At 70.8% G+C, this 14,393-nt stretch carries 15 protein-coding genes; 12 read left to right on the forward strand and 3 right to left on the reverse strand.

Annotation, left to right across the window (positions count from 1 at the left end):
- Window positions 1-55: 55 nt before the first annotated feature.
- Window positions 56-532, forward strand: coding sequence for a hypothetical protein (locus ROT00_RS02240; RefSeq protein ID WP_404772001.1), 477 nt, complete (start codon window positions 56-58; stop codon window positions 530-532).
- Window positions 533-608: 76 nt separating this feature from the next.
- On the opposite strand, the gene pdxY is transcribed toward ROT00_RS02240, so the two are convergent.
- Both pdxY and ROT00_RS02250 read right to left on the reverse strand, forming a co-directional pair.
- Window positions 609-1,460 (reverse strand): pyridoxal kinase PdxY, encoded by an 852-nt coding sequence (gene pdxY, locus ROT00_RS02245; RefSeq protein ID WP_404772002.1) that lies wholly within the window; start codon window positions 1,458-1,460, stop codon window positions 609-611.
- A 7-nt stretch (window positions 1,461-1,467) separates the two neighbouring features.
- On the reverse strand, window positions 1,468-2,853 hold the full coding sequence (locus ROT00_RS02250; protein WP_404772004.1) for an aminotransferase class I/II-fold pyridoxal phosphate-dependent enzyme: 1,386 nt from the start codon (window positions 2,851-2,853) through the stop codon (window positions 1,468-1,470).
- Window positions 2,854-2,942: 89 nt separating this feature from the next.
- Here ROT00_RS02250 and pdxS point away from each other — a divergent pair, with 89 nt between their 5' ends.
- The 11 genes from pdxS (at window position 2,943) to ROT00_RS02305 (ending at window position 13,765) form a co-directional block, all read left to right on the forward strand.
- On the forward strand, window positions 2,943-3,833 hold the full coding sequence (gene pdxS, locus ROT00_RS02255) for a pyridoxal 5'-phosphate synthase lyase subunit PdxS (RefSeq protein WP_279399732.1): 891 nt from the start codon (window positions 2,943-2,945) through the stop codon (window positions 3,831-3,833).
- Complete coding sequence (gene pdxT, locus ROT00_RS02260) at window positions 3,830-4,465, forward strand: pyridoxal 5'-phosphate synthase glutaminase subunit PdxT (RefSeq protein ID WP_404772006.1); 636 nt, start codon at window positions 3,830-3,832, stop codon at window positions 4,463-4,465. The genes pdxS and pdxT overlap by 4 nt, the downstream gene beginning before the upstream one ends.
- A gap of 9 nt (window positions 4,466-4,474) precedes the next feature.
- The gene (locus ROT00_RS02265; RefSeq protein ID WP_404772008.1) at window positions 4,475-5,011 is read left to right on the forward strand and encodes a DUF1697 domain-containing protein; all 537 of its coding nucleotides are present in this window, start codon (window positions 4,475-4,477) and stop codon (window positions 5,009-5,011) included.
- Window positions 5,012-5,098: 87 nt separating this feature from the next.
- On the forward strand, window positions 5,099-5,854 hold the full coding sequence (locus tag ROT00_RS02270; protein ID WP_404772010.1) for a YebC/PmpR family DNA-binding transcriptional regulator: 756 nt from the start codon (window positions 5,099-5,101) through the stop codon (window positions 5,852-5,854).
- A 10-nt stretch (window positions 5,855-5,864) separates the two neighbouring features.
- The gene (gene ruvC / locus ROT00_RS02275) at window positions 5,865-6,497 is read left to right on the forward strand and encodes a crossover junction endodeoxyribonuclease RuvC (protein ID WP_404772011.1); all 633 of its coding nucleotides are present in this window, start codon (window positions 5,865-5,867) and stop codon (window positions 6,495-6,497) included.
- Window positions 6,494-7,114, forward strand: a complete 621-nt coding sequence (gene ruvA / locus ROT00_RS02280) for a Holliday junction branch migration protein RuvA (RefSeq protein ID WP_404772012.1) — start codon at window positions 6,494-6,496, stop codon at window positions 7,112-7,114. The genes ruvC and ruvA overlap by 4 nt, the downstream gene beginning before the upstream one ends.
- Window positions 7,111-8,169, forward strand: a complete 1,059-nt coding sequence (gene ruvB, locus ROT00_RS02285; protein ID WP_404772014.1) for a Holliday junction branch migration DNA helicase RuvB — start codon at window positions 7,111-7,113, stop codon at window positions 8,167-8,169. Before ruvA ends, ruvB begins: the two co-directional genes overlap by 4 nt.
- 98 nt (window positions 8,170-8,267) lie before the next feature.
- Window positions 8,268-8,651 carry a preprotein translocase subunit YajC gene (yajC, locus tag ROT00_RS02290; protein WP_404772016.1) on the forward strand — a complete coding sequence of 128 codons (384 nt, stop codon included), beginning with the start codon at window positions 8,268-8,270 and terminating at the stop codon, window positions 8,649-8,651.
- 67 nt (window positions 8,652-8,718) lie between these two features.
- Window positions 8,719-10,446 (forward strand): protein translocase subunit SecD, encoded by a 1,728-nt coding sequence (gene secD / locus ROT00_RS02295; RefSeq protein ID WP_404772017.1) that lies wholly within the window; start codon window positions 8,719-8,721, stop codon window positions 10,444-10,446.
- Window positions 10,446-11,450: a protein translocase subunit SecF gene (secF, locus tag ROT00_RS02300; RefSeq protein ID WP_404772019.1), complete on the forward strand. Its 1,005-nt coding sequence runs from the start codon at window positions 10,446-10,448 to the stop codon at window positions 11,448-11,450. The genes secD and secF overlap by 1 nt, the downstream gene beginning before the upstream one ends.
- Before the next feature lie 68 nt (window positions 11,451-11,518).
- Window positions 11,519-13,765 (forward strand): RelA/SpoT family protein, encoded by a 2,247-nt coding sequence (locus ROT00_RS02305; RefSeq protein ID WP_404772020.1) that lies wholly within the window; start codon window positions 11,519-11,521, stop codon window positions 13,763-13,765.
- On the opposite strand, the gene ROT00_RS02310 is transcribed toward ROT00_RS02305, so the two are convergent.
- Window positions 13,752-14,354: a hypothetical protein gene (locus ROT00_RS02310; protein ID WP_404772022.1), complete on the reverse strand. Its 603-nt coding sequence runs from the start codon at window positions 14,352-14,354 to the stop codon at window positions 13,752-13,754. The genes ROT00_RS02305 and ROT00_RS02310 overlap by 14 nt on opposite strands.
- Between the last annotated feature and the right edge of the window lie 39 nt (window positions 14,355-14,393).

Raw genomic sequence — 14,393 nt, forward strand, 5'->3', positions numbered from 1 at the left:
TGGAGGCATCCCGCTGCGGCTCGCAGCGATGACCCGCCCTCTCGAAAGGCCCGACATGATCGACGCGCTCCAGGACTTCGCCGGCTCCCTCCCCGCCTACCTCCAGTGGCTCGGGGTGATGCTCGTCGCGGCAATCCCGTTCGTGGAGTCGTACTTCGGCTCGGTCGTCGGCGTGCTCATCGGGCTGCCGCCCGCGGTCGCGATCGGCGTCGCGGTGATCGGCAACGTGGTGTCGATGCTGATCTTCGTGCTGACCGCGCACGGCGTGCGATCGAAGGTCGTCGCCGGGAAGCAGCAGGCGGCGCCGGAATCGCCCCGCCGGGAGAAGCTCCGCCGCGCGTTCGACAAGTACGGCGTGGCCGGCGTCAGCATCGTCGGGCAGACGATCCTACCGAGCCAGATCACCTCCGCGGCGATGGTCTCCTTCGGCGCGAACCGCAACGCGGTCATCTTCTGGCAGATCGTCTCGATCGTGCTGTGGGGCGTCGTGTTCGGCGTGCTCGCGACCCTCGGCGTCTCGCTGGTGCGCTGAGCCCGGCGAGCGCCCGGAGACGACGGATGCCCGGCGGGCTCGAACCCGCGGGGGCATCCGTCGCGCGTGCGTCGGCTCAGCGCACCCGGCGCACCGTGAACTGCATCGCCGGGTTCGCGTAGTCGTCCTGCGACTCGACGAGCTGGAGCTCGCGCTCACCCGAGCGGTGCGTGCGCTCCAGGAGGCCGAACACGCTCGACGTCGTGCGCGCGAGCGCGTCCGCGGCGTCGCCGGTGCTGCGGTAGTGCGCGGTGAAGAGGGCGGCGGTGACATCGCCCGATCCGTTCGCCTTGAGCGGCAGGAGCGGGGTCTGCACGATCCACGCGCCGTGCTCGTCGACGGCGAGCATCTCGATCGTGCCGGGTTCGCGGTGGGGGCGCTCGACGCTCGTCACGAGGACGGTGCGGGGCCCGGTCGCGCGGATGCGGTCGACCGCGTCGAGCGTCGACTCGAGGGTGTCGGGCTCGGTGTCCGTGAGGAAGCCGAGCTCGAACTGGTTCGGGGTGATCAGGTCGGCGGCGGGCACCACGCGATCGCGGAGCAGCACGGGGATCGCGGGTGCCACGAAGCAGCCCGACTTCGCGTTGCCCATGACCGGGTCGCAGGAGTAGATGGCCTCGGGATTGGCGGCCTTCACCTTCGCGACGGCCTCGAGGATGACATCGGCGATGCCCTCGCCGCCCTGGTAGCCGGAGAGCACCACGTCGATCTGGGGGAGCACCCCGCGGTCCTCGATGCCGGCGATGACCTCGCGCACGTCGTCGGGGGCGATGAGGGGGCCCCGCCAGGCGCCATAGCCGGTGTGGTTGGAGAAGTTCACCGTGTAGACCGGGAGGACCTCGACGCCGATGCGCTGCAGGGGGAAGACGGCGGCCGAGTTGCCCACGTGGCCGTAGGCGACCGCCGACTGGATCGAGAGGATCTTCATCCGACGATCATCCCACTTCGGCGAGGCGGGACGCGTCGAGGGGACCGCTCGCGCCCCGCGCCGCCCGGACCGACGCGCCGAGATCGCCGGCGAGTCGGCGCAGCTCCTCGTCGTCGAGCTCGTGGACCGTGAGGCGCAGCCGTTCGGGTGGCGCGCCGCCCGCGAGGGCGAACTCGTCACCCGGCCGGGCTAGCCAGCCGCGGCGCATGAGCTGCTCGGTGACCGCCCGCGCGGGGGCGCCGAGGGCCACCCAGACGTTCAGGCCGTCACCGGGCTCGGCGGCGATCCCCTCCTCGGCGAGCAGCGCGGCGAAGGCTCGGTTGCGCTCCGCGTAGTGCGCGCCGGCGGCGCGGATGCCGGCCTCGACCGCGGGGTCGGTCGCGAGGGCGTGCACAAGCCGCTGGAGGAGGTGGCTCACCCAGGTGGTACCGGGGGTGAGCCGCATGGCGAGGCGCTCGGCGGTCTCGGGGTCGGCGGCGGTGACGGCGAGGCACATGTCGGGGCCGAGGAACTTCGAGACGGAGCGGACGAGCGCCCAGCGCCGGTGCTCGGGGCCGATCAGCGAGTGGAAGGGCTGTTGCGAGAGCAGCGAGTAGTGGTCGTCCTCGATGACGAGCACGTAGGGGTGCTCGGCGAGCACCGTGCGCAGCTCGGCGGCGCGGCGCGCGCTGAGGCTCGCGCCCGTGGGGTTCTGCGCCCGCGGCGTGCAGATGACCGCGCGGACGCCCTGCTCGAGCGCGGCGCGGAGCCCGTCCACGGTCATGCCCTCCGCGTCGACCGGCACGGCGACCGGGCGGTAGCCGGCGACGCGGACCGTGTGGATGCTGGTGAGGAAGCACGGATCCTCGAGCGCCACCGCGTCGTCGCGGGTGAGCGCCTGGGCGAGGAGCCGTTCGACGGCGTCGGCCGCCCCGGAGGTCACGGTGAGCTGCAGGGGCAGGCCCGGCGGCAGGTCGTGCCGCATCCAGTCGTCGGCCCAGCGCTCGAGACCGGGGTCGATGACCGGCTCGCCGTAGAGCACCGGGCGCCGGGCGATGCCGGCGAGGGCGCGGGAGGGATCGGGGATGCGGGCGGGGTCGGGGTTGCCGGTGCCGATGTCGCGGAGCGCGGTGTCCGCGGCGAAGCCCTCCTGCGGGACCGGCGCGCCGCCGGCGACCCGCGTCCCCGCGCGGCCCCGGGTGACGACGAGCCCGGAGGCGCCGAGCAGGCGGTAGGCGGCGACGGCGGTGTTGCGGTTCACGCCGAGCTGCTCGGCGAGGGAGCGGACCGGGGGCAGCGCGTCACCGGGCCGGAGCCGGCCGCGCTCGATGAGCGCCCGCAGGCTGTCGGCGATCTCGGCGGCCGAACGCCCTTCGATCTCGGCGATCACGTCATGGTCCTTCCTCGTGTCCACGACCATGCTACATTTTGGCCTAGGACAATGATTCCGTTGGTCTGTTTCGAAGCGCGAGGTGGGCTCGCGCTCGATCGAGAGGATTCCCTGTGACGGTACCCGAGACGGGCTCGAGCCGCGTGAAGCGCGGCCTCGCCGAGATGCTGAAGGGCGGCGTCATCATGGACGTCGTCACCCCCGAGCAGGCGCGCATCGCCGAGGATGCCGGCGCCGTCGCCGTCATGGCGCTCGAGCGCGTGCCCGCCGACATCCGCGCCCAGGGCGGCGTCGCCCGCATGAGCGACCCCGACCTGATCGAGGCGATCATCGCCGAGGTCTCGATCCCGGTGATGGCGAAGGCGCGCATCGGCCACTTCGTCGAGGCCCAGGTGCTGCAGGCGCTCGACGTCGACTACATCGACGAGTCCGAGGTGCTCTCGCCCGCCGACTACGTGAACCACATCGACAAGTGGCAGTTCACCGTGCCGTTCGTCTGCGGTGCCACGAACCTCGGCGAGGCGCTCCGCCGCATCAACGAGGGCGCCGCCATGATCCGCTCGAAGGGCGAGGCCGGCACCGGCGACGTCTCGGAGGCGACGAAGCACATCCGCAAGATCACGAGCGAGGTCAACGCGCTGAAGTCGATGACGCGCGACGAGCTCTACGTCGCGGCGAAGGAGCTGCAGGCGCCGTACGAGCTCGTGCTCGAGGTCGCCGAGACCGGCAAACTGCCCGTCGTGCTCTTCACCGCGGGCGGCGTCGCGACGCCGGCCGACGCGGCGATGATGATGCAGCTCGGTGCCGACGGCGTCTTCGTCGGCTCCGGCATCTTCAAGTCGGGCAACCCCGAGCAGCGCGCCGCGGCGATCGTGAAGGCCACGACGTTCTACGACGACGCATCCGTCATCGCCGACGTCTCGCGCGGCCTCGGCGAGGCGATGGTCGGCATCAACGTCGGCGACCTGCCCGCCCCCCACCGGCTCGCCGAGCGCGGCTGGTGACGACCACCCTCCGCGAGGAGTCGCTCGACGCGGGGTCCGGCGCCGCCGGGCCCCGCGTGGGCGTCCTCGCCCTGCAGGGCGATTTCCGCGAGCACGCCCGCGTGCTCGCCGGGCTCGGCGCCCGGGTGACGCTCGTGCGGCGCCCGGCCGAGCTCGCCGAGGTCGACGGCCTCGTCATCCCCGGCGGCGAGTCGAGCGTCATCGACAAGCTCGCGCGCACCTTCGGGCTCGCCGAGCCGCTCATCGCGGCCATCCGGGGCGGGATGCCGGTCTACGGCACCTGCGCCGGGCTCATCATGCTCGCCGACACGGTGCTCGACGCGAGCCCCGGCCAGCGCTCCTTCGGCGGGCTCGACATCGTGGTGCGCCGCAACGCCTTCGGCTCGCAGAACCAGTCGTTCGAGACGGAGCTCGACGTGCCCGAGCTCGGCGGAGCGCCCGTGCGCGCCGCGTTCATCCGCGGCCCGGTGGTCGAGTCGCTCGGGCCGCTCGCGACGCCGCTCGCCGCACTCGCCGACGGCCGAGTCGTCGCCGTGCGCCAGGGCGCGCTCCTCGGCACGAGCTTTCACCCGGAGATCACGGGGGAGCACCGCTTCCACGAGTACTTCCTCGGGATGGTCCGCGCGCGCTAGCGTCGCCGTATGGGCACCTGGATCGCACTCCTGCGCGGCGTCAACGTCGGCGGGATCACCATCCGCTCGGCGGAGCTCCGCGACTGCTTCGCGGAGCTCGGCTTCGAGCAGGTCCGCACGGTGCTCGCGAGCGGCAACGTGGCCTTCGAGGCCGACGCGGAGGGCGCCGCGGCGGAGCGACGGCTGAAGGAGCGGATCGAGGCCGGACTCTCCGAGCGCTTCGGGTACGAGGCCTGGATCGTGCTCTGCTCCCGGGAGCGCTTGGCGGAGATCGTCGCGGCGTTCCCCTTCGACGCGAGCCGCGAGGGCTGGCATCCGTACGTGCTCTTCGCCTCGGACCCGGCCCCGATCGCCGAGCTGCTCGCGGCCGCGCCGACGCTCGACCCGGCCGACGAGTCGATCGCGGCGGGGGAGCAGGTCGTCTACTGGCACTGCCGCCGGGCCGTCGGCATCGACAGCGCCTTCTCGAAGCTCGTCGCGAAGGCGAGGTTCAAGCCGACGACGACGAACCGGAACCTGCGCACGCTGCAGAAGCTGCTGACGTGAGCGCGAGCTTCCCGGGGCGGGCGGCGACGCTGCCGTAGAATGGGAGCCCGGCGGGCGCCCCCGCCGGGCAATCGATCCAGGAGCAGCATGTCCGGGCATTCCAAGTGGGCCACGACGAAGCACAAGAAGGCCGTCATCGACGCGCGTCGCGCGAAGTCCTTCGCCAAGCTCATCAAGAACATCGAGGTCGCGGCCAAGCTCGGCGGCGCCGACCTGAACGGCAACCCGACCCTGTACGACGCCGTGCAGAAGGCCAAGAAGACCTCGGTTCCGAACGACAACATCGACCGCGCGATCAAGCGCGGCGCCGGCATCGGCGGCGAGGCGGTCGAGTACCAGAGCATCACCTACGAGGCGTACGGCCCCTCGGGGGTCGCCCTCATGGTCGAGGTGCTGACCGACAACAAGAACCGCGCCGCCGCCGAGGTGCGCACGGGCCTCAGCCGGAACGGCGGCACGCTCGCCGACCCCGGATCGGTCGCGTACAACTTCACCCGCAAGGGCGTCATCGTCGTCACCGGCGAGGGCACCACCGAGGACGACGTCATGATGGCGGCGCTCGAGGCGGGCGCCGAGGAGATCGAGCCCCACGCGGACGGCTTCGAGGTCATCACCGATCCCTCCGACATGGTCGAGGTGCGGAAGGCGCTGCAGGAGGCCGGGCTCGACTACGAGTCCGCCGACATCGAGTTCGTGCCGAACCTCAAGGTCGAGATCGACGCCGAGACGGCGCGCAAGGTGTTCCGCCTGATCGACGCGCTGGAAGACAGCGACGACGTGCAGAACGTCTACAGCAACTTCGACCTCACCGCCGAGGTGCAGGCCGAGCTCGAGGCGGAGTAGGCGCATCGCGATGCGGGTGCTCGGCATCGACCCCGGGCTCACCCGCTGCGGCGTCGGCGTCGTCGACGTCGAGCCGAACCGCCGTGCGCGGCTCGTCGACGTCGTCGTGCTCCGCTCGCCGACCGATGCGCCGATCGAGCGACGGCTCGCCCGCATCGCCGACGGCCTCGAGGCGATCTTCGAGGAGCACCGGCCGCAGGCGGTGGCGCTCGAGCGGGTCTTCGCCCGCTCCGACGTCTCGACGATCATGGGCACCGCCCAGATCTCCGGCGTGTCGATGCTGATCGCCGCCCGCCGCGAGCTCCCGGTGGCACTGCACACGCCGTCGGAGGTCAAGGCGGCGATCACCGGGTACGGACGCGCCGACAAGAAGCAGGTCGGCGCGATGGTCGCGCGCATCCTCGGTCTCGAGGAGGTGCCGAAGCCGGCGGATGCCGCGGACGCGCTCGCGCTCGCGATCTGCCACGCCTGGCGCACCGGCGGGGTCGCCGGGGCGGCGGTCCGCGACGCGGCCTCGGGCGGCGGCCTGGCGGGTGCGGCCGGCGGGCAGGATGCCTCGGGCCTCACCCCGGCGCAGCGGGCGTGGCTCGCCGCGGAGCGCTCCGCGGCGGTGTCGGGGGCGGCCCGTAGGGTGAAGGAGTGATCTCCTCCCTCCGCGGGCGCGTGCTCGTCGCAGCCGGCAACACCCTCGTGATCGACGTCGGCGGCGTCGGCTTCCAGGTCAACACCACTCCGGCCCTCGTGCTCGCCAGCCGGGTGGGCGAGGAGCTGTCCGTCCACACGGCGCTCATCGTGCGCGAGGACTCGCTCACGGTGTTCGGCTTCGCCACCCGCGACGAGCTCGACGTCTTCGAGCTGCTCGTCGGGGTGAACGGCGTCGGTCCGAAGTCCGCGCTCGGCGTGCTCTCGGTGCTCTCGCCGGACCAGGTCGCCGAGGCGGTCCACCGGGAGGACGACGCGGCATTCCGCAAGGTGAGCGGCATCGGCCCGAAGACCGCCAAGCTCATCGTCGTCTCGCTCACGGGCAAGCTCGCGGCGCCGACCGCCCGTGCGGCGAGCGCGCCGGTCGCGAGCGGGGGCATCGGCGACAGCGTGCTCGCCGCGCTCACCGGGCTCGGCTGGTCCGAGAAGATCGCCGCCGAAGCCCTCGACGAGACGATCCTGGCGGCGAGCGAGACCGATGCGGCATCCGTGCCGACGCTGCTGCGCCTGACGCTCGCGCGGCTCGGTCCGGCGCAGCAGAGCGGGCGTGCCCGATGAGCCACGACGACGGCCTCGATCTCACCGACCCGGAGCTCGCCTCCGACGCGGAGCTCGCCTTCGAGGGCGCGCTCCGGCCGCGCAGCTTGCAGGAGTTCGTGGGGCAGAGCAAGGTGCGCGGGCAGCTCCAGCTTCTGCTCACCGCTGCGCAGCTGCAGCAGCGCACCCCCGACCACATCCTCCTCGCGGGCCCGCCCGGGCTCGGCAAGACGACTCTCGCGATGATCGTCGCGCACGAGGGCGGCCGGCCGCTGCGCATGTCGAGCGGGCCGGCGATCCAGCACGCGGGCGATCTCGCGGCCATCCTGAGCTCGCTCGTGCCCGGCGAGGTGCTGTTCATCGACGAGATCCACCGCATGGCCCGCTCGGCCGAGGAGATGCTCTACCTCGCGATGGAAGACTTCCGCATCGACATCATGGTCGGCAAGGGCGCCGGCGCGACCTCGGTCCCGCTCGATCTCGCGCCGTTCACCCTCGTCGGCGCGACCACGAGGGCCGGCCTCCTGCCGAACCCGCTCCGCGACCGCTTCGGTTTCACCGCCCACCTCGAGTTCTACGACCGGGCCGAGCTCGAGCAGGTGCTCGAGCGGGCCGCTCGGATGCTCGGTCTCGACATCGACCGCGAGGCGCTCGCGGAGATCGCGGGGCGCTGCCGGGGCACCCCGCGCATCGCGAACCGGCTGCTGCGGCGCGTCCGCGACTACGCGCTCGTGCACTCTGGAGGCAGCGGTGCCACCGCCGATCTCGAGGCCGTGCGTTCGGCGCTCGAGCTCTACGACGTCGACGCGCTGGGACTCGACCGGCTCGACCGCGCGGTCATGACCATCCTGCTCGAGCGGTTCGGGGGCGGTCCCGTCGGACTCAACACCCTGGCGGTGTCGGTCGGTGAAGAGGCGGAGACGATCGAAGCGGTCGTCGAGCCCTTCCTGGTGCGCATCGGGCTCATCACGCGAACCCCGCGGGGACGCGTGGCGGCGCCCGCAGCGTGGCGCCACTTCGGTCTCGCCGAGCAGGCGCCGGGCGTCGAGCAGGCACTCCCCATCGATGACCTATAATCCAAGGAGGCTTCGGCCCCCTTGTCTCTGACTTCGCGCGCCGATGCGCGCACCGGAAGGTTTCCCAGCTCATGCCCTTCGATCCGCTGACTCTCATCATGCTCGCCGTCCTGGCGGTGCTGATCTTCTTCATGTTCCGCAACTCGCGGAAGCGCCAGGCCGAGGCGCGCGAGCTGCAGTCGAAGGTGCAGCCGGGCGCGAAGGTGATGACGAACTTCGGCGTCTTCGGCACGATCGTCTCCATCGACGAAGAGGAGAACCGTGCCGAGCTCGAGGTGAGCCCCGGCACCGTCCTCACGCTGCACCGTCAGACGATCGCCCGGGTCGTGGAGCCCGCCGAGGGCGCCGACGCACCGGCCATCGAGTCGATCGACGGCGAGCCCGAGTTCGGCGAGCGCATCGACGACAGCGCCGACGAGGCGCCGAAGGCGGCCGACGAGTCGCCGAAGGGCGACGAGTCGCCCAAGAAGTCCGAGGACTGACCCCCCCCGTTCCCACTGGCTCGGCCCGCGCACAGCTGCGCGGGCCGACGCAGAGAAAGCAGAGCACGTGGCTGCAGCACCGAAGCGGTCATCACGGCCGACCCCTGTTCGCAAGGCCTGGCGGTCGCTGAGCTGGCTCGGCGTGATCATCGTCGGCCTCTTCGCGATCAACGCCGCGGGCGTGATCTGGGGCGGCGGGTCGTGGACGCCGAAGCTCGCACTCGACCTCGAGGGCGGCACGCAGATCATCCTCGAGCCGAAGCTCGAGTCCGGTCAGACCGCGTCGCAGGAGCAGCTCGACCAGGCGGTCTCGATCATCCGCCAGCGCGTCGACGCCTCGGGCGTCGCGGAGCCGGAGATCAACACCGAGGGCTCGAACGTCGTCGTCCGCATCCCGGGCGAGCTCGACGAGCAGACTCGCAACCGCATCGAGCAGTCCGCGAAGCTGGAGCTGCGCCCGGTGCTCCTCGCGAGCGCGGCCACCGATCAGTCGATCAGCCCGAGCGAGTCGCCCGCGCCGAGCGACGACGCCGGCCTCGAGGCGACTCCGACGGTCGAGCCGACCGATCCGAGCGATCCGTCGTGGATCACCCCGGCGCTCCAGAACGAGTTCGACACCTTCCAGTGCTCGAGCCTCGACGACCCCGACGCCAACGTCGCTCCCGCCGATCAGCCGCTCGTCACGTGCGACGCGAGCCGGACGGCGAAGTACATCCTCGGCCCGGTCGAGGTGAGCGGCGCGAACATCGTCGACGCGACGAACGGCGTCGTGACGACGCAGAACGGCGCCTCGACCGGCCAGTGGGCGGTGAACCTCGTCTTCGACGACGAGGGCACGAAGGCCTTCGCCGACGTCTCGACCCGTCTCTACGGGCTCAAGGGCCAGACGCCGCGCGACCAGTTCGCCTTCGTCCTCGACGGCGCGGTCATCTCGGCGCCCTCGATGAACGGCGTCATCACCGACGGTCGTCCGCAGATCACCGGCTCCTTCACGCAGGAGACCTCGAAGGCCCTCGCTGACCAGCTGAAGTTCGGCGCGCTGCCGATCAGCTTCACGGTGCAGTCGTCCGAGACCATCTCGCCGACGCTCGGCACGCAGCAGCTGCAGAACGGTCTGATCGCCGGCCTCATCGGCCTCATCCTGGTCGTGCTGTACAGCATCTTCCAGTACCGGGCGCTCGCGTCGGTCACCGTGGCCTCGCTGATCATCGCCGGAATCATCACGTACCTGATGCTCACGATCCTGTCGTGGCGCGAGGGCTACCGCCTCTCGCTCGCCGGCATCGCGGGGGTGATCGTGGCGATCGGATTCACGGCCGACTCGTTCATCATCTACTTCGAACGCGTGAGAGATGAGTTGCGCGACGGCAGACCGCTGGTCGGCGCAGTCGAGGCGGGCTGGAAGCGCGCCTTCCGCACCGTCCTCGCCTCGAAGGGCGTGAACCTGCTCGCGGCGATCGTGCTCTTCATCCTCGCGGTCGGCAGCGTCAAGGGCTTCGCCTACACCCTGGGCCTCACGACCATCATCGACGTCGTGATCGTCATCCTGTTCACCCACCCGATGCTGCAGCTGCTCGCGCAGACGCGCTTCTTCTCCGGCGGTAATCCGCTGTCGGGGCTCGACCCGAACGCGCTGGGCGCGGTCTACCGCGGCCGCGCGGAGTTCCGCAAGCCGACCTCGGTGCCCGCGAAGAAGGCCGCGTCGAGCTCGAAGGAAGCGCAGCGCAGGCAGACGATCGCGGAGCGCAAGGCCGCCGAGCAGCTCAGCTCCACGAGCGAAGGCAAGGAGTCCTGATGGCCAGCCGTCTCACCACCTTCGGCAACGACCTCTACACGGGCAAGCGCTCGTTCAACTTCGTCGGCGGACGGCGCAAGTGGTACGTGATCGCCGCGGTGCTCGTCATCCTGTCGATCGCCGTGCCGCTCGTGCGCGGGGTGAACTTCAGCATCGAGTTCCTCGGCGGATCGCAGTTCCAGATCACCAACGTGCAGAACGCGACGGCCGAACCGGCGACGAAGGCCGTCGAGAGCGTGGTGCCCGACGCGACCGCGAAGGTCACCATCGTGGGCGACAGCGGCGTCCGCGTCCAGACCGACCAGCTCTCGCAGCAGGACTCGCACGACGTGTCGGCCGCGCTGGCGGAGGCGTACGACGTGCCCGTGAGCGAGGTCACCTCGAGCTTCATCGGTCCGAGCTGGGGCGCCGACGTCACGAGGCAGGCGATCGTCGGCCTCATCGCCTTCCTGCTGCTCGCCGGCATCATCATGGCGATCTACTTCCGCACGTGGAAGATGTCGCTCGCCGCGATCATCGCGCTGGTCGGCGACCTGATCGTCACGGTCGGCGTCTACGCCGCCGTCGGCTTCGAGATCTCACCGGCCGCGATGATCGGTGTGCTCACCATCCTGAGCTACTCGCTGTACGACACCGTCGTGGTGTTCGACAAGATCCGCGAGAACACCGCGGACGACGGCGACGAGTCGCGCCGCACCTTCGCCGAGTCGGTCAACCTCGCCGTGAACCAGACCCTCGTGCGCTCGATCAACACGAGCGTGATCGCGGCCCTGCCGGTCGCGGCGATCCTCTTCATCGGCGCGGGCGTGCTCGGCGCCGACACGCTGCGGGATATCTCGCTCTCGCTGCTCATCGGCATCCTGGTGGGCACCTGGTCGACGGTGTTCGTCGCGGCTCCGCTCTACTCGCAGCTGCGGGAGGGGGAGCCGGCGATCCGGCGGCATGACCAGAAGGTGTTGAAGGAGCGCGAGCGCGCGGGTTCGGCCGTCGCCGTCGAAGCGTAGCCCGGGACTGCCGGGCGGGCTCCAGGGGCCTCCGACAGTGGTAGGAATGGAAGCCTGGAGGTGCTGAGATGACCGAGACGGGAGTGAACTCCACGGCGTCCCTGCGCCGTCTCGTGCCGAGGATCTTCTCCAAGGCGCAGCCCTCCGGTGCGGTCGAGACCCTGCTGCGCACGGTGCGCATGCACCATCCCAAGGCCGACCTCGCGCTCATCGAGCGTGCATATCAGGTCGCCGACCGGGCGCATCAGGGTCAGAAGCGCAAGAGCGGCGAGCCGTACATCACCCACCCGGTGGCGGTCGCCCAGATCCTCGCCGATCTCGGCATCGGCTCCAAGACGGTCGCCGCGGCCCTGCTGCACGACACCGTCGAAGACACCGAGTACACGCTCGACCAGGTCCGCGCGGACTTCGGCGACGAGATCGCCATGCTCGTCGACGGGGTCACGAAGCTCGACAAGGTCAAGTACGGCGACTCGACGCAGGCCGAGACGGTCCGCAAGATGATCGTCGCGATGTCGAAGGACATCCGCGTCCTCATCATCAAGCTGGCCGATCGGCTGCACAACGCGCGGACGTGGGGCTTCGTCCCCGCCGCCTCGGCGACGCGCAAGGCGACCGAGACGCTCGAGATCTACGCCCCGCTCGCGCACCGCCTCGGCATCCAGACCATCAAGTGGGAGCTCGAGGACCTCTCCTTCGCGGTGCTCTACCCGAAGCTCTACGCCGAGATCGAGAGCCTCGTGCGGCAGCGGACGCCGCAGCGCGAGGAGTTCGTGCAGAACGTGATCGACCTGGTGAACGACGACCTCAAGTCCGCGAAGATCCGCGGCAAGGTCATGGGTCGGCCGAAGCAGTACTACTCGATATACCAGAAGATGATCGTGCGCGGCCGCGACTTCGACGAGATCTACGACCTCGTCGGCATCCGCGTCCTCGTCAACTCGGTGCGCGACTGCTATGCGGTGCTCGGGGCGATCCACGCTCGCTGGACGCCGGTGCCGGGCCGGTTCAAGGACTACATCGCCACCCCGAAGTACAACCTCTACCAGTCGCTGCACACGACGGTGATCGGCCCGAAGGGGCGCGCCGTCGAGATCCAGATCCGCACCCACGACATGCACCAGCGCGCCGAGTACGGTGTCGCGGCGCACTGGAAGTACAAGGAGCGGATGGCGAGCGGCCGCGTCGACGAGAAGCAGAGCAGCACCGACATGGCGTGGCTCGCGCACATCTCCGACTGGCAGGCCGAGACGGCGGATCCGGGGGAGTTCCTCGATTCGCTCCGCTTCGAGATCGGGGCGAAGGAGGTCTACGTCTTCACGCCGAAGGGCCGCGTCGTCGGACTTCCCGCCGGCGCCACCCCGATCGACTTCGCCTACGCCGTCCACACGGAGGTCGGCCACCGCACGATGGGCGCGAAGGTCAACGGGCGGCTCGTGCCGCTCGAGAGCGAGCTGTCGAGCGGTGACGTGGTCGAGGTGTTCACCTCGAAGAACCCCGATTCGGGTCCCAGCCAGGACTGGCTCAACTTCGTGAAGTCGGCGCGGGCGAGGAACAAGATCCGCCAGTGGTTCACGAAGGAACGGCGCGACGAGGCCATCGAGCAGGGGCGCGATGCGATCGCCCGCGCGATGCGCAAGCAGAACCTGCCGCTGCAGAAGCTGATGAGCCAGGAGTCGTTCGCGGAGGTCGCGGCGCAGCTGCGATACGACAACGTCTCCGCGCTGTATGCGGCCGTCGGCGAGGGGCACGTGTCGACGCAGTCGGTGCTCGAGAAGGTCGTCGCGCTCGTGCGCGACGTCGACGGGGGAGACGAGCCGGAGCTCGAGATCCCCGTCCGGTCGCGTCCGCTGCCGCGCAACAGCGACTCGGGTGTGCTCGTGCGCGGTGCGCCCGACATCCTCGTGAAGCTCGCGCGGTGCTGCACGCCGGTTCCGGGCGACGAGATCGTCGGCTTCGTCACGCGCGGCGCCGGAGTGTCGGTGCACCAGGCGAGCTGCCACAACGTGCAGTCGCTGCTGCGCGAGCCCGAGCGGATGATCGACGTCGAGTGGGCGCCGAGCTCGAAGAGCGTGTTCCTCGTGCAGATCCAGATCGAGGCGCTCGACCGCGCCGGACTCCTCTCCGACGTCACGCGCGTGCTCTCCGAGCACCACGTGAACATCCTCTCGGCGAACGTCACGACGTCGACCGATCGCCTCGCGCTCAGCCGCTTCGTCTTCGAGATGGGCGACACCACGCACCTCGACCGGGTGCTGAACGCCGTGCGGCGCATCGACGCGGTCTACGACGTCTACCGCGTCAGCGACGGCTAGTCTCCGTCGGGTCGTGGATCCGGGCGGATGACTCCGTCCGGGACGCCAGGCGCGTGATCGCCTCCGACAGGCGGACGAGCGCCAGGCGCCGGTGCGGCACGCGGCGCTCTGGTGCGAACCGCTCGCGCAACCGGGCCGCGGAGACCGCCCCGTCGTCGATGAGCGCGGCGATCACCTCCACGACCTCGGGCCCGAGCACGGGATCGCGGAGCAGATCGTAGGCGGTGCGCTCACCGGAGGTGCAGCGGAGCCCGCCCACGCGGACGATGTCGGTCTCGGCGATCGAGACTTCGCGGAGGGCCACCTCGGGATCGCGCGGCCGGGCGACCCGTGCGCCGTGCGGGACGCAGAACTGGGCCACTCGCGGCGGGACGGGCGTCGCGCCGTGGACCCACGCGGCCGACCATCCCTCGATCACCGGGCCGGTCGACCGGCCGCCGAGGACGCGGGCGCGCACCGCCGGGAGGTCGGGCGTATCGATCGGCATCCAGCGCCCGAGCACCCGGATGAGTTCGCCGTCGAGGCGCGCGGCGCAGAGCTCGGGCAGCGAGAACTCATCGGTGTCGAGGACGTCGGGCATTCGGGGCATGGACCGAGTCTGCCCGTGCGACGGCCGGACGAGGGACGG

Origin of the sequence: Agromyces mediolanus, assembly GCF_044917495.1 — a bacterium.
GTDB lineage: Bacteria > Actinomycetota > Actinomycetes > Actinomycetales > Microbacteriaceae > Agromyces > Agromyces mediolanus_B.

What these genes read in the sequence shown, in the direction of transcription:
- yajC (WP_404772016.1), top strand. Translation starts at nt 8,268, where the DNA reads ATGCTCGCCGTCCTGGCGGTGCTGATCTTCTTCATGTTCCGCAACTCG.
- ROT00_RS02240 (WP_404772001.1), top strand. Translation starts at nt 56, where the DNA reads ATGATCGACGCGCTCCAGGACTTCGCCGGCTCCCTCCCCGCCTACCTC.
- ROT00_RS02310 (WP_404772022.1), bottom strand. Translation starts at nt 14,354, where the DNA reads ATGCCCCGAATGCCCGACGTCCTCGACACCGATGAGTTCTCGCTGCCC.
- pdxY (WP_404772002.1), bottom strand. Translation starts at nt 1,460, where the DNA reads ATGAAGATCCTCTCGATCCAGTCGGCGGTCGCCTACGGCCACGTGGGC.
- ROT00_RS02305 (WP_404772020.1), top strand. Translation starts at nt 11,519, where the DNA reads ATGACCGAGACGGGAGTGAACTCCACGGCGTCCCTGCGCCGTCTCGTG.
- ruvC (WP_404772011.1), top strand. Translation starts at nt 5,865, where the DNA reads ATGCGGGTGCTCGGCATCGACCCCGGGCTCACCCGCTGCGGCGTCGGC.
- secF (WP_404772019.1), top strand. Translation starts at nt 10,446, where the DNA reads ATGGCCAGCCGTCTCACCACCTTCGGCAACGACCTCTACACGGGCAAG.
- ROT00_RS02265 (WP_404772008.1), top strand. Translation starts at nt 4,475, where the DNA reads ATGGGCACCTGGATCGCACTCCTGCGCGGCGTCAACGTCGGCGGGATC.
- ROT00_RS02270 (WP_404772010.1), top strand. Translation starts at nt 5,099, where the DNA reads ATGTCCGGGCATTCCAAGTGGGCCACGACGAAGCACAAGAAGGCCGTC.
- ruvB (WP_404772014.1), top strand. Translation starts at nt 7,111, where the DNA reads ATGAGCCACGACGACGGCCTCGATCTCACCGACCCGGAGCTCGCCTCC.